The sequence below is a fragment of the Pantoea wallisii genome, from assembly GCF_002095485.1.
GTDB classification, from domain to species: Bacteria; Pseudomonadota; Gammaproteobacteria; order Enterobacterales; family Enterobacteriaceae; genus Pantoea; species Pantoea wallisii.
In genome coordinates, this window is record NZ_MLFS01000013.1 from 75480 (window position 1) to 86871 (window position 11392).

The following is an 11392-nucleotide window of genomic DNA, read 5'->3' on the forward strand; positions in this document are numbered from 1 at the left end:
AAAAGAGTTTAACTTCCTTAGGAGAGAATTATGGCCGTTACTAATGTTGCCGAGCTTAACGCCCTGGTTGAGCGTGTTAAACAGGCACAGCGCGAATACGCCAATTTTAGTCAGGAACAAGTTGATACGATTTTCCGTGCTGCCGCACTGGCTGCCGCCGATGCCCGCATCCCTCTCGCTAAAATGGCGGTTGCCGAATCCGGCATGGGGATTGTTGAAGACAAAGTCATCAAAAACCACTTCGCCTCTGAATATATTTATAATGCCTATAAAGATGAAAAAACCTGTGGCGTCCTCGCCACCGATGACACCTTTGGTACCATCACCATTGCCGAACCAATCGGTCTGATTTGCGGCATCGTGCCCACCACAAACCCAACCTCAACCGCCATCTTTAAGGCACTGATTAGCCTGAAAACCCGCAACGGCATCATCTTCTCACCGCATCCCCGCGCTAAAGATGCCACCAATAAAGCGGCAGATATTGTCCTGCAGGCCGCCATTGCCGCAGGTGCACCGAAAGATATTATCGGCTGGATTGATGCCCCTTCCGTTGAGTTGTCCAATCAGCTGATGCACCACCCGGATATCAACCTGATTCTGGCCACAGGCGGCCCCGGCATGGTGAAAGCGGCCTATAGTTCAGGTAAACCCGCCATTGGCGTGGGTGCCGGTAATACGCCGGTTGTCATCGATGAAACCGCCGACATTAAACGTGCGGTCGCCTCTATCCTGATGTCCAAGACTTTTGATAACGGCGTAATCTGCGCCTCTGAGCAATCCGTGATTGTGGTTGATTCAGCCTATGACGCAGTACGTGAACGCTTCGCCAGCCATGGCGGCTACCTGCTGCAGGGCGCGGAGCTGAAAGCGGTGCAGGATATCATTCTGAAGAACGGCGCGCTGAACGCAGCGATTGTGGGCCAGCCGGCATATAAAATTGCTGAACTGGCGGGCATCAGCGTGCCGGTTAACACCAAAATCCTTATTGGCGAAGTGCAGCTGGTAGATGAGTCCGAACCCTTCGCGCATGAAAAACTCTCCCCAACTCTGGCGATGTACCGTGCGACTGACTACTACGATGCCGTTGATAAAGCCGAGAAGCTGGTGGCGATGGGCGGTATCGGCCATACCTCTTGTCTGTATACCGACCAGGATAACCAGCGCGAACGCGTGCACTACTTTGGCGACAAGATGAAAACCGCCCGTATTTTGATTAACACGCCGGCTTCACAGGGCGGTATTGGCGACCTGTATAACTTTAAGCTGGCACCTTCCCTGACGCTGGGCTGCGGCTCCTGGGGCGGTAACTCAATTTCGGAAAACGTCGGACCTAAACATCTTATCAATAAGAAAACCGTCGCCAAGCGAGCTGAAAATATGTTGTGGCATAAACTTCCAAAATCCATCTACTTCCGTCGCGGCTCACTGCCTATCGCGCTGGAAGAGGTGGCTACCGACGGCGCCAAACGTGCCTTTATCGTGACTGACCGCTTCCTGTTCAATAACGGCTATGCCGACCAGGTAACGCGTGTACTCAAATCACACGGTATCGAAACTGAAGTGTTCTTTGAGGTGGAAGCAGACCCTACCCTGAGCATCGTGCGCAAAGGCGCCGAGCAGATGAACAGCTTTAAACCCGATGTGATCATCGCTCTGGGCGGCGGCTCGCCAATGGATGCGGCGAAAATCATGTGGGTGATGTATGAACATCCGGAAACGCACTTCGAAGAGCTGGCGCTGCGCTTTATGGATATCCGTAAACGTATCTACAAATTCCCGAAAATGGGCGTGAAGGCGCGCATGGTGGCGATTACCACTACCTCAGGAACCGGTTCAGAAGTGACACCGTTTGCAGTGGTCACCGATGATGCTACCGGTCAGAAGTATCCGCTGGCTGACTATGCGCTGACGCCAGACATGGCGATTGTCGATGCGAACCTGGTGATGGATATGCCGCGCTCACTGTGCGCGTTCGGCGGCCTGGATGCGGTGACCCACTCACTGGAAGCGTATGTCTCTGTACTGGCGAATGAGTACTCAGATGGCCAGGCGCTGCAGGCGCTGAAGCTGTTGAAAGAGAATTTGCCAGCCAGCTACCGTGAAGGCGCCAAAAATCCGGTGGCGCGTGAACGTGTGCATAATGCGGCAACTATCGCCGGTATCGCATTTGCTAATGCGTTCCTGGGTGTGTGCCACTCTATGGCCCACAAATTAGGATCGGAGTTCCATATTCCGCACGGCCTGGCTAACGCACTGTTGATCTGTAACGTCATTCGCTATAACGCCAATGATAATCCGACCAAGCAGACAGCTTTCAGCCAGTACGACCGCCCTCAGGCACGTCGTCGCTACGCTGAGATTGCGGATCATCTGGGTCTGAGTGCCGCCGGTGACCGTACGGCGCAGAAAATTGAGAAACTGCTGGCATGGCTGGAAGAGATGAAAACCCAGTTGGGTATTCCAACATCCATCCGTGAAGCCGGCGTGCAGGAAGCCGACTTCCTGGCGAAGGTAGACAAGCTGGCTGATGATGCGTTTGACGATCAGTGTACCGGCGCTAACCCACGCTATCCGCTGATTGCCGAACTGAAACAGATCATGCTGGATACCTACTACGGCCGGGAGTTTTCAGAAGCCGGTGATGCACTGGTCACGGCGACCGAGCCTAAAGCGGTGAAAGCCGAAAAGAAGATGAAGAAGGCATAACGGCCTGAAACAAAAAACCCGCTTCGGCGGGTTTTTTTATAACGGGAGAATTTAACCGTGCGGCGTCTGCGTACCGTAAATCGCCTTCAGCGATCCTTCGTCTATCGCCTGTTTATAGTGCTTACGGCATACCGAGATGTAGCGCTCGTTGCCGCCAATCACCACCTGCTCACCTTCACTGAAAGGTTTACCATGGGCATCCAGACGCAACACCATGCTGCTTTACGCCCACAGTGACAGATGGTTTTCAGTTCCACCAGTTTATCTGCCCACGCCAATAAATATTGACTGCCGACAAACAGCTCCCCCCGGAAATCAGTGCGTAAGCCATAACAGAGCACCGGAATATCCATATTGTCGACGACATCAGATAGCGCACGGACTTGTTCACGGGTAAGAAATTGGCTCTCATCGACTAGCACACAGTGCACCGGCTGTTGCGCATGCTGCGCGGCTATTTCGTCGTGTAGCTGAGTCTCAACGTTATATAAAAAAGCGGGAGACGAAAGACCAATTCGCGAGCTGACTTTACCTGAGCCGAAGCGGTCATCAATTTCTGCGGTATACACCAGCGTACGCATGCCGCGCTCCTGGTAATTGTAGGACGATTGTAACAGCGCAGTCGATTTGCCCGCGTTCATCGCCGAGTAATAAAAATAGAGTTGAGCCATATGCAAATCTCATCACAGCATAAATCCGTTGCGCGTGAGTTTACCATAAAGAGGCCGTGCTGCTACGATGCATAATTTTTATCATTTGCTCAAATTAACGCCACCGCAAACGTGGATGCCCTCTCGCTTATGCAGCACATTATGTCAAAGTGTTTGCCACATAGCGTGCTTATTCAGCTTAATTACCCGGTAAAGATTGGTGAGTTGATTACTGTTGGTATACAAACATATCAATGCGAAAATTAAGCAAGCCGTAAATATAATGCTGGTTGAATCGCTCTCATAACTTTAACTTTACCTTTTGCATTTAAATCTGGCTATTGCAGTTATTTTTTTCCAACACTATTATGAGTCGGCAGAACAACTCCCACTTATTATATTTTGAGATTAGGACAATGAGCGAAGCACTTAAAATTCTTAATAATATCCGTACATTGCGCGCGCAGGCTCGGGAATGCTCTCTGGAAACACTGGAAGAGATGCTGGAAAAACTCGAAGTTGTGGTGAATGAACGTCGTGAAGAAGATACGCACGCACAGGCTGAAAACGCTGAGCGCACGCGTAAGCTGGAACAATACCGCGAAATGCTGCTGGCTGACGGAATTGATCCTAATGAATTACTCTCTGCATTGTCAGAAAGTAAAGCACCGGGTAAGGCCCGACGTGCTGCACGCCCGGCCAAATATTCGTACGTTGATGAGAACGGTGAGAACCGCACCTGGACAGGCCAGGGCCGTACACCAGCAGTCATTAAAAAAGCGATTGAAGAACAAGGTAAACAACTGGACGATTTCCTGCTGTAAGGTGCCAGTGCTTCGAACAGTTAGCAATCTCATGCTAAGTTTTGATTTACACCAGGTAAGAAAAAAGGAAGCGTAAAGCTTCCTTTTTTTTGTGCTGTTATTGCGAATAGAACCTGCGATACCACGTAACAAATTGCTTTACGCCCTGCTCTACGCTGGTTTGCGGACGGAAGTTAATCGCCTCATACAGCGGTTGGGTATCAGCGCTGGTGCCTAACACATCGCCCGGCTGCAGCGGCAGCATATTTTTCTTTGCTTCAATTCCCAGTGCTTTTTCCAGCGCTTCAATATAGGTCATCAGGCTGGTTGGCTGGCTGTTGCCTATATTATAAACCCGATATGGCGCAGAACTGGTGGCCGGTGAACCCTCTTCAGGCGTCCAGTTTTCATCAGGTTGCGGGATGACATCCTGTAACCGGACAATCGCTTCCGCAATGTCGTCAATATAGGTGAAGTCGCGCGTCATTTCGCCACGGTTATAAACATCTATCGCTTCGCCTGCCAGCATGGCGCGGGTGAATTTAAAGAGCGCCATATCTGGTCGACCCCATGGGCCATAGACAGTAAAGAATCGTAAGCCGGTCGTGGGTATTTGATACAGATGAGAATAGGTGTGCGACATTAATTCGTTGGCTTTTTTGGTTGCCGCATACAACGAAACCGGATGGTCAACTGAATCTGCCGTTGAAAAAGGCATTTTACGATTCAGGCCATAAACAGAGCTGGAGGAAGCATAGAGAAGATGGCCAATCTTATGATGACGGCATCCTTCGAGAATATTGAGATGGCCTACTAAGTTCGCGTCTGCGTAGACGTGTGGATTATCGATGGAATAACGTACGCCTGCCTGAGCACCTAAATGAATAACGCGCTCAAACTGATGCTGACTAAACAGAGAAGAAATGGCCTGGCGATCTGCCAGGTCCATTTTCAAAAAAGTAAACGCAGGATGTTGTTCAATCTGATCGAGGCGAGCCTGTTTAAGGCTGACATCATAATAGTCATTCAGGTTGTCGATACCGACAACCTGGTGACCGGCCGCCAGCAAGCGCTGACTCACATGAAAACCAATAAACCCTGCTGCGCCGGTAACCAGAAAGTTCATACATCCCTCATTTATTACGCAATTTTAATAGACGCTCCGCGGCCGATTGCATAATAAACGAAACCGCGTTTGCTGATACGTTCCGGATCATACAGGTTACGACCATCAAAAATCACGGGTTCTTTTAACGCCGATTTAATGACATCGAAATCTGGTGCACGGAAATTCTGCCACTCGGTGCAAATTACCAGGCCATCGGCGCCCTGCAGCGCCGCTTCTTTGGTCCCGGTCAGCTTCAGATCGTCGCGGTGACCATAGATGCGCTGGGCTTCTTCCATCGCTTCGGGGTCAAACGCCTGAACAGTAGCCCCTGCCTGCCATAAGGCTTCCATCAGAACACGGCTTGATGCTTCACGCATGTCATCCGTGTTCGGTTTAAACGCCAGGCCCCACAGCGCGAAAGTTTTACCGCGTAAGTCGTCGCCAAAGTGACGCTTAATAAACGTCGGCAGCTTATTTTTCTGTGAGTCGTTAACGTCTTCAACGGCCTGTAACAGGCGAGGCGTATAACCGATCGATTCAGCGGTGCGAATCAGCGCCTGCACATCTTTCGGGAAGCACGATCCACCGTAGCCGCAGCCAGGGTAGATGAAGTGATAACCGATACGCGAATCTGAACCAATCCCCTGACGCACTTTCTCAACGTCGGCTCCCAGACGTTCTGCCAGGTTAGAGATTTCATTCATGAAGCTGATTTTAGTCGCCAGCATGCAGTTTGCGGCGTACTTGGTCAGCTCTGCGCTGCGAATATCCATCAGAATCATGCGATCGTGATTGCGGTTGAACGGCTCGTACAGTTCACGCAGCAGTTCTACCACTTCATCATTGTCGGTACCGACAACGATGCGCTCCGGACGCATACAGTCGTTAACGGCTGCACCCTCTTTCAGGAATTCCGGGTTTGATACCACGTCAAAGGCAATGCTGGCATCGCGCTGCTTGAGCGTTTCCAGCATCACAGAGCGTACGCGGTCAGCGGTGCCTACCGGTACGGTAGACTTGTCGATAACCACTTTATGATCGTTCATGTGCTGCGCAATCGTGCGCGCAACCGCAGTCACATACTTCAGATCGGCAGAACCATCTTCATCCGGCGGCGTACCCACTGCAATAAATTGCATCACACCATGGTTAACGCCTTCTTCCGCATTGGTGCTGAATTTCAGGCGACCCGCTTCGTAGTTAGACATGACCAGCGGCGTCAGACCAGGTTCGAAAATCGGGATGATACCTTTTTTCAGGTTTTCGACTTTTTGCGCGTCGACATCAATACAGAGAACGTCATGTCCGACTTCGGCCAACACCGCAGCCTGAACCAGACCGACATAGCCGATACCAAATACAGTGACTTTCATTGAATTATCCTGTGCTTAATGAATTACTTTTTGTCGCCTACTGCACCGTCGAGCCACTGAGCGAAATCTTTGCCCAGCACCGGATGACGCACACCGTATTCAACGAAAGCTTGCATATAACCCAGTTTGTTACCGCAGTCATGGCTGACACCGGTCAGGTGATACGCCTCTACGGTCTCTTTTTCCATCAGCATCGCGATTGAGTCAGTCAGCTGTACTTCACCACCTGCGCCCGGAGGGGTTTTTGCCAGCAGTGGCCAGATATCTGCAGAAAGCACATAACGACCGACAACCGCCAGGTTTGATGGCGCTTCAGCCGCTTTAGGCTTCTCAACCACACCGACCATCGGTGCGCTCTGGCCTGGTGCCAGTTCAGCACCCTGACAATCCACTACACCGTAAGCTGTGACATCTGCCACCGGCTCAACCATAATCTGGCTACGGCCGCTCTCTTCGAAGCGCGCCAGCATCTCTGCCAGGTTGTCTTTGGTTGGGTTAGATTCGTACTCATCGATGATCACGTCCGGCAGAATAACCGCGACAGGCTCGTCACCTACCAGCGGATGGGCGCACATGACAGCGTGACCCAGGCCCTTCGCGATACCCTGACGTACCTGCATGATGGTAACGTGCGGTGGGCAGATGGACTGGATCTCATCCAGCAGCTGGCGCTTAACGCGTTTTTCCAGCATAGATTCCAGCTCAAAGCTGGTATCAAAATGGTTTTCAATAGCGTTTTTGGATGAGTGAGTCACCAGCACAATTTCGTTGATACCGGCAGCAATACACTCGTTTACGACATATTGAATCAGCGGCTTGTCGACCAGCGGCAACATCTCTTTTGGAATAGCTTTGGTGGCAGGCAGCATACGCGTACCCAGACCTGCAACCGGGATTACCGCTTTTTTTACTTTAGACTTATAGGCAGACATCAAATACCTCTCTTAATAGGCCGTTCAAGTTAATACTTGATATGTCGGTTTAAAAAACGAAATGAGTATATCAGTTAGTGTCGGACGGATTTATCCTGGATGAAGTTAATCCACGGAATTTAAGACTATTACCCAAGTGTAAAGCTCAGCCCTGGCCCTGTCTTCAAACCGCACCAAAGATAAATATGCGTGCTTATTCTTCCGTCGATAACATCAGGCGGAGCCTGCCTCCGGCACCCCAGACATGGCACTGCCAGGCGTCAGCCCGCTGACTGATCTGATTGAGATGTGTACTGCCCATCGTTCCCAGTGGTACGCCATTGCTGAGCTGAATTTGATTGCTGTTAATGTGCAGCGTGGCGTTTAATCCCGCAGAAACCAGAATCAGGTTATTTAACTGGCGATGGTAATAACCGACCAGCAGAGGGAATTGCCCCTGCAGATTAGCCTGGCGCAGCAGCATATTAACCTGACGCAATAAGCCATTCAGTTCAGGCAACCGCTGTTTTTGACCCGAGAGCTGCTCCTGAAGCAGGCCGTTAAACAGAGCCCGTAACAGCAGCGCTGCCAGCACACCGTTATCCCCGGCGCGCGTGACATCCAGACAGTAAAAGGCGAGATCTTTGTCAGAGAGTGCGGCGATATCCAGCACCAGCCCGGGCTGTTCTGCATGGTAAGCTGGCGATAGTTGATGCGGCAGTTAGCAATAGTTTGTTGTACCGGCGGCTGCAGTTGCTTAAGCAATTTGGCTGCCGCCAGCGGATCGCGGACCAGCGCGTCCCAGTCCTGAAATAGCTGCTCATCCTCCTCCACTTTGGAGGTGAACATCGACGGATAGAGGCATTCGAATACCGCCTCGCGGAAACGTTCCAGGTTCTTCAAGGGCTTCAGCAGCACATCCTGTACGCCCAAACGTAGCACATGGGCGATATCCGCCATGTTCTGCGTGGCAGAAATTATCAGGATCGGCACACTGTTGCCGCGGCTGCGGATGTGCTCAACAAACTGAATACCGCCCATACGCGGCATCTCCAGATCGCAAATCACCAGATCCACAGCCTGTGCTGAAAGCGAGGTCAGCCCGTCCTGACCGTCACCCGCTTCCAGCGTGGTGGCGCCAAGGCCACTCAACAAATTGTCTAACAATGAACGGAAAACGACCTCATCTTCGACAATGAGTATCTTTTTGCCGAGTAGTGGTTTTTCCATTCTCTCCCCCTGCGTACCAGATATTTCAATAGTGGTTCATAAAGCTCAGTTGTGCCTTTCAGAATTAGCCGAAGTCACAACCCCGGTGAATGAACAACTGATTATCTGTTACGGACCAGCGGTAATAGTTCATCCATTTTTTTCTCAACGGCGGCCTTGCCTGCCGCAATGGCTTCTTCAGCACGATGAAAGTCCAGCGTGGAAATCTGCGGACAAAAGGGCTGAATCAGCACATCCGGTGGATCGCCCGCCATACGGTTGCGCTTCAGGCGATTTTCTAAAACCTGGATCGATGTTGACATAATCTCCATCGCACCCGGCGACTGGTTTGCCCGGCGATGCGTCAGCCCAAGTAAACGCTGACGCAATTTTTTACCCCAGCTCAGGGCTTCTGCTGCGGCGGCCTCTTCGCCACTCTGTGGCGTGACGGACAGCAGATCCTGCTGCATCAGATGCGCATCGTGTTGCAGATCGACCGCAATAACGATGTCCGCGCCCAGCGCCCGAGTAAGCGAAATCGGTACCGGATTGACCACCGCGCCATCCACCAGCCAATAACCATTGTAGCCAACGGGAGGCAATAAGCCTGGCATACTACAGGAAGCGCGCACAGCCTGATGCAAATCGCCCTCTGTAAGCCAGAGTTCACGTCCGGTACTGAGGTTGGTCGCCACGACACCAAACGGCTTGTCACACCCTTCAATACGTTCATCAGGAATAAGCTGGCGAATGTGGCTAAACACCCTGTCGCCGCGCAGCAGGCCGCCACGCTGCCACGACAGATCCATGAGGCGGATCACGTCCCAGTAACGAAATGCGCTGACCCACTTCTCCATGATACCCAGATGACCGTTAACGTAAGCTGAACCCACCAGTGCCCCAACCGAGCAACCGGCCACCACATCAATTTCAACACCTGCCCGCTCAAGCGCATTGATCACACCAATATGCGCCCAGCCTTTCGCGGCTCCCGAGCCTAATGCCAGCCCGATTTTTACCTTTCTCATCGCACCTCGTGCTTAGCCAGATACGTAGCATCACACCTGACAGTCGGCTACCATAGCGCACGCTGTTATTCACTTTTATCACTCTCAGGAGATAACGTGTCGGAAACGTGCCCCTGCTGCAGCGGAAAGCAGTATAGCTTATGTTGCCAGCCCTTTCTGAACGGTGAGGCGATCCCCGCCAGCGCCGAACAATTAATGCGCTCGCGCTACTCAGCGTATGTGAAACACAACGCGGCATATCTGACGCAAACCTGGCACCCCAGTAAACGGGGGGACGGAATGGAGACGCTTTTATCCGAAAGTTTTGCCGGTACAGAATGGCTGGGGCTGAATGTAACCCGTTGTAATCACGGAAGCCATGAGAATGAGGCCTTTGTGACTTTTTTTGCGCGTTACCTCGAAAAAGCACGCACTTCCTCCCTGTATGAATGTTCACGCTTTCTTCGCGAGGATCAACGCTGGTACTATGTTGACGGAACAACGCCGGCGTTAGGGCGTAACGATCGCTGCCCTTGTGGCTCCGATAAAAAATACAAAAAATGTTGTGGCTAAGCCGGACAGGTGCCCAACGGCTTTACTATTCATCGCTTTGACAGGACTCTGATCGAGATGCAAGCGCAAACCATGCAACGAAAAGTTTTACGGACCATTTGCCCCGATGCAAAGGGTCTGATCGCCAAGATCACCAATATTTGCTACAAGCATGAACTCAACATTGTGCAGAACAATGAGTTCGTCGATCACCGTACCGGGCGCTTCTTCATGCGCACAGAGCTGGAAGGTATTTTTAACGACAACACATTGCTCGCCGATCTTGATAGCGCACTGCCGGCGGGTTCTGTTCGTGAGCTGCACAGCGCTGGCCGGCGTCGCGTGGTGATTCTGGTCACCAAAGAGGCGCACTGCCTGGGCGACCTGCTAATGAAAAGCGCGTTTGGCGGTCTCGATATGGAGATTGCGGCGGTTATTGGTAATCACGATACGCTGCGTTCGCTGGTTGAACGTTTTGATATTCCTTTCGTGCTGGTGAGCCATGAGGGTCATACGCGCGAAGAGCATGACAATCGTATGGCGGATGAAATTGACCGCTATCAGCCGGATTATGTGGTACTGGCTAAGTACATGCGCGTGCTGACGCCCGCCTTTGTCCAGCGCTACCCGAATCAGATCATCAATATTCACCACTCGTTCCTGCCAGCCTTTATTGGCGCGCGCCCTTACCATCAGGCCTATGAGCGTGGCGTGAAGATCATCGGCGCAACCGCGCACTATGTGAATGATAATCTGGATGAGGGCCCAATCATTATGCAGGACGTTATCAACGTCGATCACAGCTACACCGCAGAAGAGATGATGCGTGCCGGGCGTGACGTTGAAAAGAACGTATTGAGCCGCGCCCTGTATAAGGTGCTGGGTCAGCGTGTGTTTGTTTACGGTAATCGCACCATTATTTTGTAACGGCCAGGGCGCTGAATTGTTTAACTCTTCAGCGCCACGCGTAAAAAGTGGGCAAACGATTCACATTTTAAAAATGGGTGCTTTACAGGCTTAGCGCATTTGGTATGATGCGCCCCGCTTTCAGGCATAAAGATTCAGGCCAG

The 11392-nt window shown here is 51.7% G+C and carries 8 protein-coding genes and 2 pseudogenes; 4 read left to right on the forward strand and 6 right to left on the reverse strand.

Annotation, left to right across the window (positions count from 1 at the left end; genetic code table 11):
- Positions 1-30 precede the first annotated feature (30 nt).
- Complete coding sequence (adhE, locus tag HA48_RS07040) at positions 31-2709, forward strand: bifunctional acetaldehyde-CoA/alcohol dehydrogenase (protein WP_128600390.1); 2679 nt, start codon at positions 31-33, stop codon at positions 2707-2709.
- 51 nt (positions 2710-2760) lie between these two features.
- Here adhE and tdk read toward each other — a convergent pair.
- Positions 2761-3380 (reverse strand): annotated as a pseudogene (tdk, locus tag HA48_RS07045) (thymidine kinase).
- A gap of 395 nt (positions 3381-3775) precedes the next feature.
- Here tdk and hns point away from each other — a divergent pair.
- A complete protein-coding gene (gene hns / locus HA48_RS07050) occupies positions 3776-4183 on the forward strand; it encodes a histone-like nucleoid-structuring protein H-NS (protein WP_128600391.1) in 408 nt (135 codons plus the stop codon).
- 97 nt (positions 4184-4280) lie between these two features.
- On the opposite strand, the gene HA48_RS07055 is transcribed toward hns, so the two are convergent.
- The 5 genes and pseudogenes from HA48_RS07055 to rssA all read right to left on the reverse strand — a co-directional run bounded on the left by HA48_RS07055 (position 4281) and on the right by rssA (position 9791).
- On the reverse strand, positions 4281-5288 hold the full coding sequence (locus HA48_RS07055; protein WP_128600392.1) for an NAD-dependent epimerase: 1008 nt from the start codon (positions 5286-5288) through the stop codon (positions 4281-4283).
- A gap of 14 nt (positions 5289-5302) precedes the next feature.
- A complete protein-coding gene (locus HA48_RS07060) occupies positions 5303-6643 on the reverse strand; it encodes a UDP-glucose dehydrogenase family protein (protein ID WP_128600393.1) in 1341 nt (446 codons plus the stop codon).
- Positions 6644-6666: 23 nt separating this feature from the next.
- Positions 6667-7575, reverse strand: a complete 909-nt coding sequence (galU, locus tag HA48_RS07065) for a UTP--glucose-1-phosphate uridylyltransferase GalU (RefSeq protein WP_128600394.1) — start codon at positions 7573-7575, stop codon at positions 6667-6669.
- A gap of 193 nt (positions 7576-7768) precedes the next feature.
- A pseudogene (gene rssB / locus HA48_RS07070) lies at positions 7769-8784 on the reverse strand (two-component system response regulator RssB).
- A 101-nt stretch (positions 8785-8885) separates the two neighbouring features.
- Complete coding sequence (rssA, locus tag HA48_RS07075) at positions 8886-9791, reverse strand: patatin-like phospholipase RssA (RefSeq protein ID WP_128600395.1); 906 nt, start codon at positions 9789-9791, stop codon at positions 8886-8888.
- A 96-nt stretch (positions 9792-9887) separates the two neighbouring features.
- Here rssA and HA48_RS07080 point away from each other — a divergent pair, with 96 nt between their 5' ends.
- Both HA48_RS07080 and purU read left to right on the forward strand, forming a co-directional pair.
- On the forward strand, positions 9888-10343 hold the full coding sequence (locus tag HA48_RS07080) for a YchJ family protein (RefSeq protein WP_128600396.1): 456 nt from the start codon (positions 9888-9890) through the stop codon (positions 10341-10343).
- A gap of 57 nt (positions 10344-10400) precedes the next feature.
- Positions 10401-11249, forward strand: a complete 849-nt coding sequence (gene purU, locus HA48_RS07085; RefSeq protein WP_128600397.1) for a formyltetrahydrofolate deformylase — start codon at positions 10401-10403, stop codon at positions 11247-11249.
- Positions 11250-11392 lie beyond the last annotated feature (143 nt).

Excerpts from the sequence above, each read along its gene's own strand:
- adhE (WP_128600390.1), top strand. The coding sequence starts at position 31 with ATGGCCGTTACTAATGTTGCCGAGCTTAACGCCCTGGTTGAGCGTGTT.
- hns (WP_128600391.1), top strand. The coding sequence starts at position 3,776 with ATGAGCGAAGCACTTAAAATTCTTAATAATATCCGTACATTGCGCGCG.
- HA48_RS07055 (WP_128600392.1), bottom strand. The coding sequence starts at position 5,288 with ATGAACTTTCTGGTTACCGGCGCAGCAGGGTTTATTGGTTTTCATGTG.
- purU (WP_128600397.1), top strand. The coding sequence starts at position 10,401 with ATGCAAGCGCAAACCATGCAACGAAAAGTTTTACGGACCATTTGCCCC.
- galU (WP_128600394.1), bottom strand. The coding sequence starts at position 7,575 with ATGTCTGCCTATAAGTCTAAAGTAAAAAAAGCGGTAATCCCGGTTGCA.
- HA48_RS07060 (WP_128600393.1), bottom strand. The coding sequence starts at position 6,643 with ATGAAAGTCACTGTATTTGGTATCGGCTATGTCGGTCTGGTTCAGGCT.
- rssA (WP_128600395.1), bottom strand. The coding sequence starts at position 9,791 with ATGAGAAAGGTAAAAATCGGGCTGGCATTAGGCTCGGGAGCCGCGAAA.